The 18231-nt window shown below is 69.3% G+C and carries 13 protein-coding genes; 9 read left to right on the top strand and 4 right to left on the bottom strand.

Features of this window, described 5'->3' with window-relative positions; genetic code table 11:
• Positions 1-2: 2 nt before the first annotated feature.
• The 3 genes from BJY22_RS39835 to BJY22_RS39825 form a co-directional block, all read right to left on the bottom strand.
• A complete protein-coding gene (locus BJY22_RS39835) occupies positions 3-3026 on the bottom strand; it encodes a choice-of-anchor D domain-containing protein (RefSeq protein WP_167217320.1) in 3024 nt (1007 codons plus the stop codon).
• Positions 3027-3162: 136 nt separating this feature from the next.
• Positions 3163-4362: a glycosyltransferase gene (locus BJY22_RS39830; RefSeq protein WP_167217318.1), complete on the bottom strand. Its 1200-nt coding sequence runs from the start codon at positions 4360-4362 to the stop codon at positions 3163-3165.
• A 76-nt stretch (positions 4363-4438) separates the two neighbouring features.
• Entirely contained in the window at positions 4439-5563 is a 1125-nt protein-coding gene (locus tag BJY22_RS39825; RefSeq protein WP_337759813.1) for a glycosyltransferase family 4 protein, read from the bottom strand.
• A gap of 130 nt (positions 5564-5693) precedes the next feature.
• Between BJY22_RS39825 and BJY22_RS39820 the strand changes: the two genes are divergently transcribed.
• The 3 genes from BJY22_RS39820 to BJY22_RS39810 all read left to right on the top strand — a co-directional run bounded on the left by BJY22_RS39820 (position 5694) and on the right by BJY22_RS39810 (position 9290).
• Entirely contained in the window at positions 5694-6923 is a 1230-nt protein-coding gene (locus BJY22_RS39820) for a type III secretion system chaperone family protein (protein WP_167217316.1), read from the top strand.
• A gap of 48 nt (positions 6924-6971) precedes the next feature.
• Complete coding sequence (locus BJY22_RS39815) at positions 6972-8546, top strand: acyl-CoA mutase large subunit family protein (protein ID WP_167217314.1); 1575 nt, start codon at positions 6972-6974, stop codon at positions 8544-8546.
• Positions 8547-8612: 66 nt separating this feature from the next.
• Positions 8613-9290, top strand: a complete 678-nt coding sequence (locus BJY22_RS39810; RefSeq protein ID WP_167203124.1) for a hypothetical protein — start codon at positions 8613-8615, stop codon at positions 9288-9290.
• 238 nt (positions 9291-9528) lie between these two features.
• On the opposite strand, the gene BJY22_RS39805 is transcribed toward BJY22_RS39810, so the two are convergent.
• Positions 9529-10710 (bottom strand): amidohydrolase, encoded by a 1182-nt coding sequence (locus BJY22_RS39805; RefSeq protein WP_167217312.1) that lies wholly within the window; start codon positions 10708-10710, stop codon positions 9529-9531.
• 608 nt (positions 10711-11318) lie between these two features.
• On the opposite strand from BJY22_RS39805, the gene BJY22_RS39800 reads away from it, so the two are divergent.
• From BJY22_RS39800 to BJY22_RS39775, 6 genes are all read left to right on the top strand, one after another.
• On the top strand, positions 11319-12395 hold the full coding sequence (locus BJY22_RS39800; protein WP_167217310.1) for a BMP family ABC transporter substrate-binding protein: 1077 nt from the start codon (positions 11319-11321) through the stop codon (positions 12393-12395).
• A gap of 115 nt (positions 12396-12510) precedes the next feature.
• A complete protein-coding gene (locus tag BJY22_RS39795) occupies positions 12511-14061 on the top strand; it encodes an ABC transporter ATP-binding protein (protein WP_167217308.1) in 1551 nt (516 codons plus the stop codon).
• On the top strand, positions 14061-15263 hold the full coding sequence (locus BJY22_RS39790) for an ABC transporter permease (RefSeq protein ID WP_167217306.1): 1203 nt from the start codon (positions 14061-14063) through the stop codon (positions 15261-15263). Before BJY22_RS39795 ends, BJY22_RS39790 begins: the two co-directional genes overlap by 1 nt.
• A complete protein-coding gene (locus BJY22_RS39785) occupies positions 15260-16561 on the top strand; it encodes an ABC transporter permease (RefSeq protein WP_167217304.1) in 1302 nt (433 codons plus the stop codon). The genes BJY22_RS39790 and BJY22_RS39785 overlap by 4 nt, the downstream gene beginning before the upstream one ends.
• Complete coding sequence (locus tag BJY22_RS39780; protein WP_167217302.1) at positions 16536-16946, top strand: cytidine deaminase; 411 nt, start codon at positions 16536-16538, stop codon at positions 16944-16946. Before BJY22_RS39785 ends, BJY22_RS39780 begins: the two co-directional genes overlap by 26 nt.
• Positions 16946-18223, top strand: a complete 1278-nt coding sequence (locus BJY22_RS39775) for a thymidine phosphorylase (protein ID WP_167217300.1) — start codon at positions 16946-16948, stop codon at positions 18221-18223. The genes BJY22_RS39780 and BJY22_RS39775 overlap by 1 nt, the downstream gene beginning before the upstream one ends.
• The last annotated feature ends 8 nt before the right edge of the window (positions 18224-18231 follow it).

Here is an 18231-nt window from a genome sequence, read left to right as displayed (position 1 = left end):
CCTCAGCTGCGCCCGACCGCGAGCCCGTCGATCTGGATCATCTTGCCGCTGGTCACCGTCCGGATCGTCAGCGTCCCGCTGAACAGCGTGCTCTGCACCGGCAGCCCAAGGACGACCTGGTAATGCGTCGTGGGATAGGCGAGGTTGACGGTGGTCAGGTACTTGCTTCCGGCGTACACCGCGACCGCTCCGCAGCTCGGGCACCGCGTCGCGACCAGGAAGAACCGCTTGCCCTGCACGGTCCGCGTCAACGCCTTCCCGGACGCCGTGGTCTGCGTATCGGTCCCGAAGTAGAACTTGGTCGACGATCCCCGGGCCCATCCGGTCGTTGCCATCGCCAACGACCGGTCGTCCAACGGCCGCGAGAAACACCGGTCGGCACTCCAGACCCCGACGTTCCCGAGCTTGTCCTTCGCCCGCACCGAAACGCAGTACTCGTACCCGGCCGCGACGGCCAGGTCCATCGAGGTCGCGGTCGTGTTCGTCCACGGCTGGACATACGCGCTGTACGCCCCCGCGGACGTCGCCCGCCGGTACCGTACGTCGTACGACGCCACGCCGATCGCAGGCGCCACGTTGGCCGGGTCCGTCGCCGTCACGGTCACCTTCGCCGTCGCCGCCACCGAGGACTGGTAGTTGGGCCCGGTGACCCGAGCCACCGGCCCACTCGCGTCGACCGAGAACGTGCGGGATCTCGAAGTCACCCGCCCATCGGGTTCGGTCGCCGTGACCGTCAGCGAGTGCTCACCGGTGCGCAGACCACTCACCGAGTACGGCGACGTGCAAGGCGCCGGCGTACCGCCGGTCAGTGTGCAGGTGTACGTCGTACCGGGAGACAGCGCTGAGCCCTCGAACGCGATCGACGTCTGTGAACCGACAACGGCAGGCAGGGCGGCGATCGTCGGCGCGAGCCGCTGCCAAGCGACGTCCAGTTGGCCGCTGAGCACCTTGCCCGAGGGCAGAGCCTGCTTGAGGGTCGGATACTCGGTGTCCAACCTGAAGACCTGGCTGGCGGCGGTGGCGTAGAGAACCCGGCCGTCCGGGTTCCAGTTGATGGCGTGGACGTTCCCGTCCAGCGACGGGCTGGTCAGTACCTTGTCCGTCCCGAAGTCGACGTACTTGACGGCCTGCCCGTCCCCGAAGGCGACCGTACGTCCGTCGGGCGAGACCCGCACCGGCTTGCCGTCGGCGGCCGCTGCCGGTGCCGGTGCCGTCGCGATCCGGGCACCGCCGGCGGCAGCCTGGACGCGGGCGAAGCGGTCGGGCTCGAGCCGGCGGTCGACCACGACCAGGGTCCGGGCGTCGGGCATCCAGCTCGGGCTGGTGAGGTCGCACGCGACCTTCTCCGGCGTACCGCCGGCGGCCGCGATCACGTATACGCAGGAGGTCCCGTTCTCGGGCGCCTGGAACGCGATCCGGGTGCCGTCCGGCGACCAGGCCAGGTGCGTGATCGCAACGTCCGGCGTCCACAGACTGACAGGTTCACCGGCACCGCCCGGCGCGACGGTCTGCGTCCACAGCGACTTGTCGATGCCGACCGTCACGAACGCGATCGACCGTCCGTCCGGCGAGGCGGCGACTGCGGCTCTCGGTTGCCCGCTGTCGTCCTGGTCGGCGGCGAATCCGGCCACGCTGGCTGTGGTCAGTCCCTTGTCGACGCCGTTCGTGAGGACGAGCTGCTCGGTCGCCCGGGACACCGTCGCGCGTGCGCCGACCGGCCCCTCGCCGATCTCGTTGACGACCGACAGCGCGTACTGCGCGCCGGCCGGGGCCTCGGAGTCGTCCCAGGACATCTGGGCGAGGTTGGGGTTGGCCTCGATGAAGAACGTGGTCTCGGACCCGCCGACGTACCGGTGCACGAAGTACCCCTTGACCGGCGTACCCCCGGCGGTCTTCCAGGTCGGCCAGTTCACCGTGTGACCGGTGTACCTCCGCGCTATCCCGGGCTGTCCCGGCTGCGTCGGCAGGCTGGTGGCGACGGCGGTCATCAACACCTGGTGCGACGACGCTGCGGTGGAGTCGCGGATCGACAACCGTGCCGACCAGTCGCCAGGGCTCGGAGGTGTGAAGGTGAGCGTCGCTTGGCACGATGCGCCGGGGGCCAAGTACCGCTCACAGTCGCGAGCCAGCGTCCACGGATTCGTCACGTTCAGCTCCATGCTGTCGAACGTGATCTGCTCGGTGCCGGTGTTCTTCAGCGTGAGCGTCAGGGCCTTGGAGGTCCCGACCGGTACTCGGCCGGCGTCGAGCGGCTCGGGCGTGACGCTCAGCATCTGATAGCCGACCGCGCTCCGGTAGCGGATCTCGTACCAGGCTGTTGAGGCGGCGCCGGAGCAGGTGCCCGCAGCCAGCGAGGCGGCCAGCGTCTCGAGCTCCCCGTCGGCGGTGTACGTGACAGCCGAGACCCGGAACGTGGCGGCGGATTCACAGCTGCGTTCGCCCTGGGTAAGCGTGACGCCGTTCTGGTCGCGCAGGCTGTAGTACCCCGGCCCGGCGAAATATGCCGGAATTCTGAGCTTGAGCGACCCGGCGGACAGCGTCCGGGAGCCATCGGCCGCGGCCGACGCGGTCACCGGACCAGCCGTCTCGTCCTGGAGCCACGTCACTTCGCCGGCGTGGCTGGCATCGAGCGCGAGTACGTCGATGTCGCCGGTCGCCGGGGTTTCGGCGGGGCGGGTGGCGTGGACCTCGGGACTGGTGGCGAATTCGGCATCGGCGGTCGCGACGACCCGGTAGTCGGCGGACGCTCCCGCCGCGACGGTGTCGTCGACCCACGTCGTACCGGTCAGGGGGCCACTGGCGTCCTGCCAGTCGGTGGCCGTTTTGCGTTCCACGCGGTAGGTCGTGGCGTCAGTGGTGTTCCAGGTGACGCCGATGCCGGTGCGGGTGGGGAACACCTGGGCGGTCGGGGCGGTGAGCGCGCTCTCGTCGCCGAGGGCGGCGTGGGCGATGAAGGGGATGGTGATGGCCGCGAGGGCGGCGGCGAGGGCGGTGCGGAACAGGGCGGGTTTTCGGGCGCGGCGCATCGAATCTCCAGGGCAGGGGAATCCGGCGCACCCCGAGTAACACCGGCGAAAGGCAAAGGACTATCGCCTAACCGGACCTGACCGCAACTGCCTTGCCGCTTCTTGCAACCGGCGGCCGCGTGCTGTCGTCAACCGGTTACGCAGCGAGGCGGGAGCGGGTGAGGGTGGTGTGGAGGGCGAGCATGCGGTCTACGCAGGTTTGCCAGTTGTAGAGCTCGGCGCGGTGGCGGGCGGATTGGCGGCGGTTGGGGAGGTCGGCGAGGGCCAGGGTGGCGTCGGCGAGGGCGGACGGGTTGGCGGGGGCCCAGCGGCCGCAGGTTTCGTCGACCAGTTCGCGGGCGCCGCCGGTGTTGGCGGTGACTACCGGGGTGCCGGCGGCCAGGGCTTCCAGGACGGCGAGGCCGAAGGTTTCGCCGGGGCAGACGGACAGGGCGATGTCGGCCTCGGCGAGGTGCTTCGCGAGGGTCCGGCGGCCGTCGACGTAGCCGTGGAACGTGACGGGTGCGTCGCCGGCGATCTCGATCAGTTCGTCGAGGTGCGGGCCCGTGCCGTAGACGTCCATTCGTAGCGTCACGCCGCGGCGGTGCAGTTCGGCGGCGGTGGCGACCGCGAGGTGCGGGCTCTTCTCGCGGGAGAGCCGTCCGGCGTGGACGAGCTTGAGGACGCCGTCGTCCGCCGGCTGACCGAGCGACGGGTGGAACGTGTCGAGGTCCACGCCCAGCGGGATCCGCACCAGCGGCGTCGTGACCTCGTCGAACTCGGCGGCCGCGTAGCGCGAGGTGACCACCACCGCGTCGTACGTCCGGCCGAGGATCTTGTACAGCGCCGCGACGGTGGCGACCATGCCGAGCTGGCTGTATTTGACGCCGTCCGCACCCCACCGCTGGGTGGCGTCGCCGAGCATCCGGCCGGGCCGCAGTACGTCGTTGCCGCCGAGCTGACCCGGCCGGGCCGCGCCCAGCGCCAGCATCGCGTCCAGCCGTTCGTGGCTGAACAGCACCGTGCCGATGTCGTTCTTGCGGGCCCAGCGCGCCACCGGGAGCAGCGTCGACTTGTCGGAGATCTCGACCGTGGTCGGCTGGAACTTCTTCAGGATGTCGATCACGGTCCACGGGTTCGTGATCAGCCGGTAGCCACCGCTCACCTTCGGCGCCTTGACCCGGACCACGGTGCCGAGTTCGGTCTCGATCACCACGTCCTTCTCGCCCGGGGTGATCACGATCCGGTCGGCGCCGGCTTCGGCGTACCCCTGGCCGATGTGTTCGATCGCGGTCCGCATCCCGCCGGACGTCGGCCCGACGAAGTTCGCCAGCTGGGCGATCCGCAACGAGCTCATCGGCGTCCTCGCTTCGCTCCGGGCGCCGATGAGGCACGAACCACGCTGTGCTTTCTGATGAGCTCGCTGCGCTCGCTCATGCGGCCCGCCGGACGGCCGCGGCGTCCCGGAGTACTTCGGCGTAGTGGTGATCGATCAGGTCGTCGACGACCGCCGGCCACGTCCGGGACTGCACCCGCCGCAGGCCGCTCGCGGCCATCCGGCCCCGCGCCGTCGGGTGATCGAGCAGCGTCTTCACAGCGCCCCGGAGCGATCCAGGTACGCCGGGCTGGAACAGCAGACCGTTCTCGCCGGGCTGGATGAGGTCGAGCGGACCGCCCGCGGCCGGGCCGACGGTCGCGACGCCGGACGCCTGCGCCTCCTGGATCGTCTGGCAGAAGGTCTCGTGCTCGCCGGTGTGCACGAACACGTCCAGGCCCGCGAAGATCGACGCCAGGTCGGCGCCCCGGCGCATCCCGAGGAAGGTTGCCGTCGGCAACGCGTTCTCCAGCGAGGCGCGGTCCGGGCCGTCGCCGACGATCACGATCCGGCAGTCCAGGTCGGTGAGCTCCGCGAGTCGCCGTACCTTCTTCTCGGCCGCCAGCCGGCCGACGTACCCGACGATCGGCCTGCCGTCCGGCGAGAGCTGGCGGCGCCATTCCTCGTCGCGGTGGGCGGGGTCGAAGAGGTCGAGGTTCACCCCGCGGCCCCACAGGTGCACCCGCGGTACGCCGCCTTGCACCAGGGCGTCGACGGAGGCGGACGAGGGGGCGAGCGTACGGTCGGCGCGCGAGTGCGTCCGTCGTACCCAGCGCCAGATGCCGCGGTCCGCGGCGGCGTACCAGGGGTACTGACGGGCGAAGCCGGCGATGTCGGTCTGGAAGATCGCGACCGTCGGCACGCCGAGTTTGCGGGCCGCGCGCAGCCCGTAGGCGCCGATGATGAACGGCGAGGCGAGATGGACCAGATCCGGCTTGAAGTCGGCGATCGCCCGCTCGATCGAGGGGTCCGGCAGACCGACCGGGTACTCCTTGTAGCCCGGCGTACGGAAGCTCCGCGCGCGCAGCACCGCGACGTCGCCGTAGCTGTCCGGGCCCGGGCCGGGGGCGATGATGAACAGCTCGTGCCCGCGGGCGCGCAGCCGGTCGGCGACGTGGCGAGCCGTGTTCGCCACCCCATTGATCTGCGGCAGGAAGGTCTCGGCCACCATCACGATTCGCACATCTCGAAGGTTCCTCACCGACCATGAACCCTGGGCGACACTCTCGTGACAGGGCGTCGATGCCCTGTCGACGGCTACAGGGCCTTGAAGTGTCCTTCAGGTTGCCACCGGGCTGTGCTTGGTTAGTCGCATGCGAACTCTGGGGATCGTCGTCGCGGTACTGATCGCGGTTGCGGTGGTGGGCGGCTTTGCCGCGCTGTGGTGGTGGGCCGGGCGTGCGGTCGAGCGGGACCAGGGCAAGCGCTCGATCAACTGGTGGGGAACGCAGAACGGCTGGCGCTACACGACCGGGACCGACGAACTCCTCGACCGCTTCCACGGCCCGCCGTTCGCCCAAGGGACCAGTCACGATGTGCAGGACCTGTTGTCCGGAAACACGATCGCGGGCCGGCCGGCGCTGCTGATGCAGTTCAGCTGGTACCACACGCCGAACCTGCCGCAGGGCGGGGAGACCGGTGTGAGCGGCCTGCGCAGCGGGGTGTGCGCGGCGGCGGTGGTCGAGCTGCCGACCGCGGTGCCTGCCGTGTCGGTACGGCGTAGCGCGCCCGGGGACGTGACGCGGGGCATCGAGTTCGAGAGCGGCCGGTTCAACGACGCGTTCCGGGTGGAGGGCGCGGACGGCAAGTTCGCGCACGACGTCGTGAACCCGCGGGTGATGGAGCTGCTGCTGGACGACCCGGCGGCGCCGAACTTCCGGATCGAGGGGGCGACGCTGGTCGTCTGGCGGGACGGGAAGGTCACGGATGCGAAGGACCTTGCCTCGCTGGCGGACTTCGCGGCGCGGCTCCTGGAGCTGATTCCTTCGTTCGCGCTCGAAGCGGGGGCGCCCGGTGCCGCGCCGATCACGACGATGCCGCCAAAGTTGCTCGGTGAGTCGCCGAGCGGGACGATCGCGTTCCTGCAGAAGCTCGACCACCGCGGGCACCGGATCGAGCGGTACGAGCACGTCTCGGGGCTGTGGCAGCAGAAGAAGTGGTCGGTCGTGGTGAAGATCGACATCCCGTGGGTGTGGCCGGTCTGTGTGACGGCTCCGCGGGCGCTGGCGCCGCCCGGCGTGGATCCGCGCTTCGACGACGAGTACCTGACCGGCGATCCGACGTACGACGCCCTGTTCAGCACCGGGACGCCGCAGCCGGAGTTCGCCAAGGTTCTGCTGACGCCCGAGCTCAGGCACTTCCTGGCCAACGATCCGCGTGCGCTCCGGTCCGTTGTCGTCTGCCAGTCCGAGAACTACCGCGCCAAGCTGTTCGTGATGACCCACGGCCGTCTCGCCGACCAGCAACTGGCCGACACCCTGACCGACCTGGCGTGTGATCTCCGTCAACGTCTGCCGCCGGAGACGCTCACGTTCCGCTGGTAGTGCCGGAGGTCATACCAGTGTTGCGGTGGTTCGGAATACCGTGGGGGGATGAGTCATCGCAGCGAGTCGGGGTTCGAGTTCTCGCCGGTGTACGGGCCGCTCGACGGGTTCGACCCGGCGGCGAAGCTCGGCGAGCCGGGGCAGTACCCGTACACCCGGGGCGTGTACCCGACGATGTACACCCAGCGGCCGTGGACGATGCGGCAGTACGCCGGGTTCGGCACCGCGGCCGAGTCGAACCAGCGCTACCACCAGCTGATCGACCACGGGACGATGGGCCTGTCGGTCGCGTTCGACCTGCCGACCCAGATGGGGTACGACTCCGACGCCCCGATCGCGCACGGCGAGGTCGGCAAGGTCGGGGTGGCGATCGACTCGATCGACGACATGCGGGTGCTGTTCGACAAGATCCCGCTGGACCAGGTGTCCACCTCGATGACGATCAACGCGCCGGGATCGGTCCTGCTGCTGCTCTACCAACTCGTCGCCGAGGAGCAGGGCGTGTCCGGTGACAAGCTCACCGGCACGATCCAGAACGACGTACTGAAGGAGTACATCGCCCGCGGCACCTACATCTACCCGCCGAAGGAGTCGCTGCGGCTGATCAGCGACATCTTCGCGTACTGCAAGGCGGAGCTGCCGCGCTGGAACACGATCTCGATCTCCGGCTACCACATGGCCGAGGCCGGCGCGACGCCCGCGCAGGAGATCGCGTTCACGCTGGCGGACGGGATCGAGTACGTCCGGGCCGCGGTCGCGTCCGGGCTGGACGTCGACGAGTTCGCGCCGCGGCTGTCGTTCTTCTTCGTCGCGCGGACGACGTTCCTCGAGGAGGTCGCGAAGTTCCGGGCGGCGCGGCGGATCTGGGCGCGGGTGATGCGAGACACCTTCGGCGCGCGCAATCCGAAGTCGCTGATGCTCCGGTTCCACACGCAGACCGCGGGCGTGCAGCTGACCGCGCAGCAGCCCGAGGTGAACCTGGTCCGCGTCGCGATCCAGGGCCTGGCCGCCGTACTCGGGGGAACGCAGTCCCTGCACACCAACTCGTACGACGAGGCGATCGCGCTCCCGACCGAGAAGGCCGCCCGGCTCGCGCTGCGCACCCAGCAGGTCCTCGCCTACGAGACCGACGTGACCGCGACCGTCGACCCGTTCGCCGGTTCGTACGTCGTCGAGTCGCTGACCGACGAGGTGGAGGCGGCCGCGGTCGAACTGATGGACCAGGTCGAGGAGTACGGCGGCGCGGTCGCGGCGATCGAGAAGGGCTTCCAGAAACAGGAGATCGAACGCTCGGCGTACCAGATCGCGCAGGAGATCGACTCCGCCGAGCGGGTCGTCGTCGGCATGAACAAGTTCAGGATCGCCGAAGAGGAGCCGTACGAACCGCTCCGCGTCGACCCCACCATCGAGGCCCAGCAAACCGCCCGCCTCGCCACCCTCCGCGCCACCCGCGACCAGGCAGCCGTCGACGAGGCCCTGGAAGCCCTGAAAAAAGCTGCCCAAGGCAACGACAACTGCCTCTACCCCATGAAACAGGCCCTGAAAGCCCGAGCCACAGTAGGCGAAGTCTGCAACACCCTCCGAGACGTCTGGGGCGTCTACATCCCCGCCGACACGTTCTGATCGACGACCGGTCTGGACTGCCCGGTCGCTACTGTTGCCTCGACGACCGTCGAGGAGGGTGCACCGATGAGACAGTCCGTTGCCGTGGGCCTCAGTGCACTGGGGATGGTGCTGCTGACCGCGGCCTGCGGTGGTGAGAGCGGTGCCGGCCCTGCACCAGTCGCGACGCCGACCCCGACTCCGACCCTGGCACCGACGCGGACGCCGGCGACGTCCGTGCCGGCCGCCGCGACGAGCACTCCGGCACGGGCACCTGCGTCCTCGGTTCCGTGGGTCACCAACGGCCCGACCTCACCGCCGGCCGGCCCACCGTCGAAGGTGGTCCGGGTACACAGCCGGAAGGTCGTGGCGGCGTCGGCGGAGCAGCGTGCCGCCGCCGATACCTTCCTGATGTACACGGTGCTGCGACTGAAGGCGTACAACCAGGCCAAGGTCGACCTCGCCGCGCTCCAGAAGGTCGCCTCCGGGCAGCCGGTCACAGCCGTCAGCGGCCAGGTCGCTCTGTTGCAGCAGCGGAAACATCACACGATCGGCGAGGTGTGGGTGGACATCCCTGCCATCGCGGTGACGGGATCGACCGCCACGCTCCGATCCTGCCTGGACAACACGACGATCGACGTGGACCGGTCGGGGAAATGGGCCGAGGTACCCACTCCGTATCTGACCGCGACCGCTACGCTGGCGAAAAGCGCCGGAGCCTGGCGCCTCACCAAGGTCACCTTCACCGACGCCCGCTGCCGCTGACCCAGTCAGTCGAGCAGAGGACCTTCTTGGCGTCAGTCGTTCGGTCCCAAGGCGTCAGCTCTGCGGTGCATGGACTGCAGAGGTGAAAGGTTGCCGTCGCCGAAGCGGCGTAGCGGCGTCCTTTGCCTCAGTTTCCCGTTCACCACAGCCGCGGTGCCGGCACCTCTGCCCGGCGGTGCCTGATGCGCATGCCGCCGGAGGCGGCCAAAAGGTCAGCCGCTGCGTAGCGGCGTCCTTTCTAGTCCAGGAGGGCTGTGGAGGTCAGGACTGTGGTGCCTACGGTGATGGCTTCTTCGGAGGGGTCGAATTCGGGGGTGTGGAGGTCGGCGGCGGTTTCGGTGGTGGGTGGGCGGACGCCGAGGCGGGCCATGGCGCCGGGGACGTGTTCGAGGTACCAGGCGAAGTCTTCGCCGCCGAGGCTCTGGTCGGTCTGGGCGACGGCGCTGGAGCCGATGGTCTGGTGGACGGCGTTCTGCAGGATGTTGATCGCGACCGTGTCGTTCATGACCGGCGGTACGCCGTGCGTGACCTCGGTGTCGACCTCGACGCCGTACGGCTTGACGATCTGGGCGGCGAGGGACGGGATGATCTCGTCGGCCAGGCGCCAGGCGTTGACGTCGAGGCAGCGCAGGGTGCCCTCCGCCTCGCCGCGGGACGGGATCGCGTTGGCGGCGGATCCGGCCGTGATGCGGCCCCAGACGAGCGACATGCCGGAGCGCGGGTCGACGCGGCGGGAGAGTGCGGCGGGGAGTTCGGACACGAGCGTGGCGAGGGCGTAGACGAGGTCTGCGGTCAGATGCGGGCGGGACGTGTGGCCGCCCGGGCCGGTCAGCCGGACCAGGAGCCTGTCGGCCGCGGCGGTGAGCGCACCGACCCGGAGGCCGACCTCGCCCACCTGCAGTCGCGGGTCGCAGTGCAGACCGTAGATACGCCGTACGCCGTCCAACCCACCGGCCGCGATCACTCCGAGCGCTCCGCCCGGCATGACCTCCTCGGCCGGCTGGAAGATCACCCGGACCCGCCGGTCGAGGTGTCCGTCGCGCGCCATCCCGGCCAGCACCAGTGACGCCCCGAGCAGGGCTGCCGTGTGGACGTCGTGACCGCACGCATGCGCCACCCCGTCGACGGTCGACCGCCACGCGGACTCCACACCGTCCAGCACCGGCAGCGCGTCGATGTCGGCCCGCAGCGCGACGCACGAGTCACCCGCACCGATGTCGCAGATCAGCCCGGTCCCGGTCGGCAGCACCCGCGGCGACAGCCCGGCGTCGACGAGCCGCTTCTCGATCAGTTCGGTCGTCCGTACTTCGTGCCAGCCGAGCTCGGGGTGCGCGTGCAGATCACGCCGTACCTCGACCATCTCCTCGCGCACAGCCTCGACGCGAGCCAGCACATCGGCGACCAGTAACTGATGACTCATCAGGAGATTGTGGCACAACCGGGGAGTGCGGTATTTGCCCTGGTGCAAGGCGTCAGGAGCGCTATTTCGAGCCCGCTTTTCCGTTGGCGACGGCAAACGTCCATCGAGTGCTGTCCGCCGATGCCAGCTGCACCGAGATCACCCGGGGGCCGTCGCTTCTCGGCATCCGGTTGGTCACACCGTCGCAGCGGGGGTACCACGGAGGTCCGCCGCCGGCGATCTCGACCGAGAGCATGGCGCCGCGGCAGCGCGCGTGCTTTCGGCATCGAGACTCCTTCTTCTGTGCGGGGCATCGGAGCGTAACGCTCGGTGCCGGGCAGAAGGAGCCGGATTGCAGGAACCTGTCATTCAGGGGGGAGTACAACACAGAGTGACCGACACGGACCGTGAGCGCAACCACGGAGCGTGCACACCGTGACCTGGGGGCCGCAGTCGGTGACCGGGCCGGAGAAGTTGTCGAAATGTGACGCGAATGCCGGTCACTTTCCGGTATCGAGGCCTGCTTGACGTTCAAAGAAACACGAACCGCGCCCTATAGTCTGCGGATGCGGCACGTGGGGGAAGGCGTGCGGCGCGCAAAGGTATCTGGTCGACGAAGGAGACGTCCGGTGAAGAAGTATCTGCGGGGAACGGCGATCGTGGGCGTACTGACGCTCGCCGTCGCCGCGTGTGGCAGCAAGCCGACCGAGGAGGACGCAGGCGGCAGCGCCAACAAGGACTTCAAGGCCTGCATGGTCTCCGACTCGGGGGGCTTCGACGACAAGTCGTTCAACCAGACCTCGTACAAGGGTCTGCAGGAGGCGGTGAAGGACAAGGGCCTGACCGAGGTCAAGGCCGAGTCCAAGTCGGACAACGACTACCCGACGAACATGACCGCGATGATCAATGCCAAGTGCAACATCATCGTCTCGGTCGGCTTCAAGCTCGAGGACGCCACCGACAAGGCGGCCCAGGCCAACCCGACGGTGAAGTTCGCGATCGTCGACTCGGCGCCGCCGAAGCCGATCGAGAACGTGAAGCCGCTGGCCTTCAACACCGCGCAGTCCAGCTTCCAGGCCGGTTACCTGGCCGCCGCGATGAGCAAGTCCGGCAAGGTCGGCACGTTCGGCGGTCTGAAGATCCCGACCGTGACCATCTTCATGGACGGCTTCGCCGAGGGCGTGCGCTACTTCAACGAGAAGAAGGGCAAGAACGTCCAGGTCCTGGGCTGGGACGACGCCAAGCAGGCCGGACTGTTCACCGGTGACTTCGAGGACAAGGCCAAGGGCCAGAACAACGCGCAGAACCTGATCACCCAGGGCGCCGACGTCATCTTCCCGGTGGCCGGCCCGTCGGGTCTCGGCGGTCTGCAGGCGGCCAAGGCCAGCAACGGCAAGGTGAACGCCATCTGGGTCGACACCGACGGTTGTGTGAGCGCGGCGGAGTACTGCTCGGTGCTGCTCAGCAGCGTGCAGAAGGGCATGGACGTCGCCGTGAAGGACGCGATCGTCTCCGTCGTCGACAACAAGTTCGACAACACCCAGTTCATCGGCACGCTGGAGAACGGCGGTACGTCGCTCGCGCCGTTCCACGAGTTCGACAGCAAGATCCCGGCCGACGTGAAGTCCGAGCTGGACCAGATCAAGGCCGACATCATCAGCGGCAAGATCACGGTGCAGTCGAAGGTTCAGCCGAAGGCCGCCTGAGCCGTTCGTCGGCGCAGGCACCCGACACCGGCACTTGCGTAGTACGGTGCGAGCCAGGAAGGCAGACCCACAGGTCCTGCCTTCCTGGCTCGCCGTCTGAGAGGGGAAGGGCCGCATGCATCTCGAGCTCTCCGGGCTGACCAAGAGCTTCGGCTCGCTGGTCGCCAACGACCACATCGACCTGGTCATCGAGCCGGGCGAGATCCACTGCCTGCTCGGTGAGAACGGCGCCGGCAAGAGCACGCTGATGAACATGCTCTACGGGCTGCTGCAGCCCGACGAGGGCGAGATCCTGATCGACGGCGAGAAGGTGAAGATCACCTCGCCGAGCGACGCGATCCGGCATCGCATCGGCATGGTCCACCAGCACTTCATGCTGGTCCCCGTCTTCACCGTCGCCGAGAACATCATGCTCGGCCGCGAGAACGTCCGGGCCGGCGGCGTCCTGGACCGGAAGAAGGCGGACGCCCTCGTCACCGAGCTGTCCGACCGGTACGGGTTCGAGGTCGACCCCGAGGCGCTGGTCGAGGACATCCCGGTCGGCGTCCAGCAGCGGGTCGAGATCATCAAGGCGCTCACGAACGACGCCAAGGTGCTGATCCTGGACGAGCCGACCGCCGTCCTGACCCCGGCCGAGATCGACGAGCTGATCGGCGTCATGCGCCGGCTCAAGGAGAACGGCACGTCGATCGTCTTCATCACCCACAAGCTCAAAGAGGTCAAGGCGATCGCGGACAAGATCACCGTGATCCGCCGCGGCAAGGTGGTCGGCCAGGCCGAGCCGTCCGCGTCCGAGGAGGAGCTCGCCGAGCTGATGGTCGGCCGCGCCGTCGACCTGGTGGTCGACAAGGAGCCGGCCGAGCCGCAGGACGCCGTACTGCGGGTCGAGGGGCTGACCGTGATCGACGAGCGCGGGTTCACCGCCGTCGACGACGTGGACCTGGAGGTACGCGCCGGGGAGATCCTCGCGGTGGCCGGTGTCCAGGGCAACGGTCAGACAGAGCTCGCCGAGGCGCTGCTCGGGCTGACCCCGGTCGCGGCCGGCCGGATCTCGCTGTCCGGCCAGGACCTGACCGCGAAATCGACCCGGCACCGGTTGGACGCCGGCATCGGGTACGTCCCCGAGGACCGCGCGCACGACGGCTTCGTCGGCTCGTTCTCGGTGGCCGAGAACCTGGTCCTCGACCTGTTCCGGAAGGCGCCGTTCGGCAACGGCGTGGCCCTGCGCACCGACGAGATCGAGAAGAACGCACAGGAACGGGTGGACGAGTTCGACATCCGCACCCAGGGCATCGACCTGGCCGTGTCGTCGCTGTCCGGCGGCAACCAGCAGAAGGTCGTGCTGGCCCGCGAGCTGTCCCGGCCGCTGAAGCTGCTGGTGGCCTCGCAGCCGACGCGCGGTGTGGACGTCGGCTCGATCGAGTTCCTGCACAACCGGATCGTGCGGGAGCGCGACAAAGGTACGGCGGTACTGATCGTGTCCACCGAACTCGACGAGATCGCCGCGCTGGCGGACCGGGTCGCGGTGATGTACCGCGGCAAGGTGGTCGGCGTCGTACCGGCCGACACGCCGCGCGACGAGCTGGGCCTGATGATGGCCGGCGCCTCGAAGGCGGAGGCCCACGTTGAGGCGATCGAGAACCCGACGACATTGGGAACCATCTGATGAGCACTGAGACAGAGGCAGCGCCGGCGCCGGCCGCGCAGCCGGGCAAGCAGCCGCGGCGTTCCGGCCTGCCGTCGTGGGCGGTCCAGGGCCTGGTCTCGCTGAGCGCGATCCTGCTCGCGCTGGTGGTCGGGGCGATCCTGATCATCGTCGGCGACGACCAGGTGCAGACCGCGATCGGGTACTTCGGCGCGGCGCCGATGGACACCGTCTCCGCGGCCGTGAGCGCGGTCGGCGAGGCCTACCAGTCGCTGGCGGTCGGCGCGTTGGGCGGCTGGACACCGATCAGCGAGTCGTTGACGCAGGCAACACCGCTGATCTGCGGCGGTCTGGCGGTCTCGCTGGCGTTTCGCACCGGTCTGTTCAACATCGGCGCGCAGGGCCAGCTGATCGCCGGCGCCATCCTCGCGGCGTACGTCGGATTCGCGTGGCACCTGCCGCCGGTCCTGCACCTGATCGTGGCGATCGTCGCCGGCCTGATCGGCGGCGCGATCTGGGGCGGCGTGGTCGGCCTGCTGAAGGCCCGCACCGGAGCCCACGAAGTCATCGTGACGATCATGCTGAACTACGTCGCGATCTACCTGCTGGCCTGGTTGCTGACCACCTCGACGTTCCGGCGGCCGGGCCGGACCGACCCGATCTCCCCGATCGTCGACGCGAACGCGCAGTACCCGCAGATCGGCGGCACCCGGCTGCATATCGGGTTCCTGCTGGCGCTGGTGGCCGCCGTGTTCGTCTGGTGGCTGCTGAACCGCTCGACGATCGGCTTCGAGCTCCGCGCCGTCGGTGCGAACGCGGACGCCTCCCGGACGGCCGGTATGTCGGTCGGCCGCGCGTATGTGATCGCGATGGTCGTGGCCGGCGCGCTCGCCGGTCTGGCCGGGACACAGCAGGTGCTCGGTACCGACCTGCCGCTGACCGACGGGGTCGCGGCCTCGGTCGGGTTCGACGCGATCACGGTCGCGCTGCTCGGCCGCGGTACGCCGCTCGGCACCGTGCTGGCCGGCCTGCTCTTCGGCGCCCTGAACGCGGGCGGTCTGCAGATGCAGCTGATCACGCAGACGCCGCTGACCCTGACCACTGTCCTGCAGGCCGTGATCGTCCTGTTCGTCGCGGCGCCCGCGCTGGTGCGCTCGATCTTCCCGTTCCTGCCGAAGGAACGCGGAGTGGGTGCGGTTCTCGCGAAGGGGTGGAACGGATGACCGAGACGACTCCGGACGCCGTCCCCGCGGCGACGCCGAAGCCGAAGGTCATCGAGGCCCCGGCCGAGCGGGCGCGCCGGCTGCGGGTCGGTGGCGTGATGCTGGTGTTCGCGCTGATCGGCCTGGTGCTCGCGGTCTTCACTAAGGGCGGCAAGGCAACCTTCCAGCTGGTCTCCGGCGACCTGCAGAACAACCTGCTCGGACTGCCCGCGCAGCCCGTCGGCGTGATCCTCGGGGTGCTCGGCGTGGCCGCCGCGGTCGCGTACGTCCTGCCCGCCGTCCGGGTCCGCATCCCGCAGCGGTACGCCGCCTGGCTGGCCGCCGTACTGGGAATCTGCTTCATCGGCGCGTTCCTGTGCTGGGCCGCGGCCGGCAAGACGTTCCCGCTGGCCAACCAGTTCCAGGGCACGCTGAACTTCGCGACCCCGCTGATCCTCGGCGCGCTCGCCGGTGTGCTGTGCGAGCGGTCCGGTGTCATCAACATCGCGATCGAGGGCCAGTTCCTGGTCGGCGCGTTCACGGCGGCGCTCGTGTCGAGTACCACGAACAGTGCCACCGCGGCGTTGATCGCGGCCGCTGCGAGCGGGGTGGTGATGGCCTGGCTGCTCGCCGTGTTCTCGATCAAGTATCTGGTCAACCAGGTCGTCCTCGGCGTCGTCCTGGTGGTGTTCGCGACCGGGATCACCGGCTTCCTGTTCGACCAGTTCATGCAGCCGGAGGCCGAGAGGCTGAACACGCCGAACGTGCTGTCCGCGGTGAAGATCCCGGGCCTGGGCGACATTCCGTTCATCGGGCCGATCCTGTTCAACCAGACGATCCTGGTGTACCTGACCTACCTGGCCGTCGCGGTCGTCACCTTCGTGCTGTTCCAGACCCGCTGGGGCCTGCGGGTCCGCGCGGTCGGCGAGCACCCGAAGGCGGCCGACACGGTCGGCATCAAGGTCAAGCGGGTCCGGTACTCCGCGGTGCTCTGGGCCGGCGTACTGGCCGGGCTCGGCGGTGCGTTCTTCACCGTCGGGTACGCCGGTTCGTTCGCCAAGGAGATGACCGCGGGCAACGGGTTCATCGCGCTGGCCGCGCTGATCATGGGCCGCTGGCACCCGATCGGGGCGATGGTCGCCGCGCTGTTCTTCGGCTTCGCGACCCAGTTGCAGTCGCAGTTGCAGATCATCCAGACGCCGATCCCGGGCGAGCTGCTGCTGATGGCGCCGTACCTGGCCACCATCATCGCGGTCGCCGGCCTCGTCGGCCGGGTCCGAGCACCGAAGGCCGATGGTGAGCCCTACGTCACCGAATGAGGTCGACTGGCCGGCGTTGCGCTCGGTCGCCGTCGAGCTGATGCACCGCGCCTACGTGCCGTACTCGCACTTCCCGGTGGGCGCGGCGGCGTACGTCGACGACGGCCGGATCGTTGCCGGGTGCAACGTGGAGAACGCCTCGTACGGGCTGACGTTGTGCGCGGAGTGCGGGCTGGTGTCCGAGCTGCACCGGACCGGAGGCGGCCGGCTCGTCGCGTTCACCTGCGTGGACCGGCACGGGGACCTGCTGACGCCGTGCGGACGGTGCCGGCAGCTGCTGCACGAGCACGGCGGGCCCGGGCTGCTGCTGGAGACCCCGACCGGACCGCGCCCGTTGCGTGAGTTGCTGCCCGATGCGTTCGGGCCGGACGACCTGGAGAACTGATGAGTTTCGACGCCGTGGACGTGATCAGGGCCAAGCGTGACAAGGGCGAGCTGAGCGACGGCCAGATCGACTGGGTGATCGACGCCTACACCAAGGGCGACGTCGCCGACGAGCAGATGTCCGCGCTGGCGATGGCGATCCTGCTGAACGGGATGAACCGCCGCGAGATCGCCCGCTGGACCGCGGCGATGATCGCGTCCGGCGAGCGGATGGACTTCGGGAAGCTGTCCCGGCCGACCGCGGACAAGCACTCGACCGGCGGCGTCGGCGACAAGATCACGTTGCCGCTGGCACCGTTGGTGGCGGCCTGCGGGGTCGCCGTACCGCAGCTGTCCGGCCGCGGCCTCGGGCACACCGGCGGGACGCTGGACAAGCTGGAGTCGATCCCGGGCTGGCGCGCGTCGCTGTCGAACGACGAGCTGATGCGCCAGCTGGAAGAGGTCGGCGCGGTGATCTGCGCGGCCGGTGACGGTCTCGCGCCCGCGGACAAGAAGCTGTACGCGCTACGTGACGTGACCGGGACGGTCGAGGCGATCCCGTTGATCGCCAGCTCGATCATGAGCAAGAAGATCGCCGAGGGCACCGGCGCGCTGGTGCTGGACGTGAAGGTCGGCTCCGGCGCGTTCATGAAGGATCTCGCGGACGCGCGCGAGCTGGCCGAGACCATGGTTGCCCTGGGCACGGACGCCGGTGTGCGGACCGTTGCTCTGCTCACCGACATGTCCGTTCCGCTCGGGCTGACGGCCGGCAACGCGTTGGAGGTCCGCGAATCGGTCGAGGTGCTCGCCGGTGGCGGTCCGTCCGACGTGGTCGAGCTGACCGTTGCCCTGGCCAACGAGATGCTCGCCGCGGCCGGGGTCACCGACGCCGACCCGGCCGAGAAGCTGCGGGACGGTACGGCGATGGACGCCTGGCGCGCGATGATCTCGGCCCAGGGCGGGGACCCGGCCGCCGAGCTCCCGGTCGCTCCCGAGCAACACGTCGTACCGGCGCCCGCCACGGGTGTCCTGTCGAAGCTCGACGCGCTGGCCGTGGGCGTTGCCGCGTGGCGGCTCGGGGCAGGGAGGGCGCGCAAGGAGGACCCGGTGTCCGCCGTGGCCGGTGTGGAAATGCACGCCAAGCCGGGCGATCAGATCCAGGAAGGCCAGCCCCTGCTCACCCTCCACACCGACGACGCCGCCCGCATCGAGCGAGCCCTCGACTCGCTGACCGACGCCGTCGCGGTAGCCGACAGCTACACGCCGGGACCCCTGGTCATCGACCGCATCACCGCCTGATCAGCCGC

The organism is Kribbella shirazensis (genome assembly GCF_011761605.1).
Lineage (GTDB): Bacteria > Actinomycetota > Actinomycetes > Propionibacteriales > Kribbellaceae > Kribbella > Kribbella shirazensis.
Note: the sequence above shows the minus strand (reverse complement) of the source record. Positions and strands in the feature narration are given on the sequence as shown.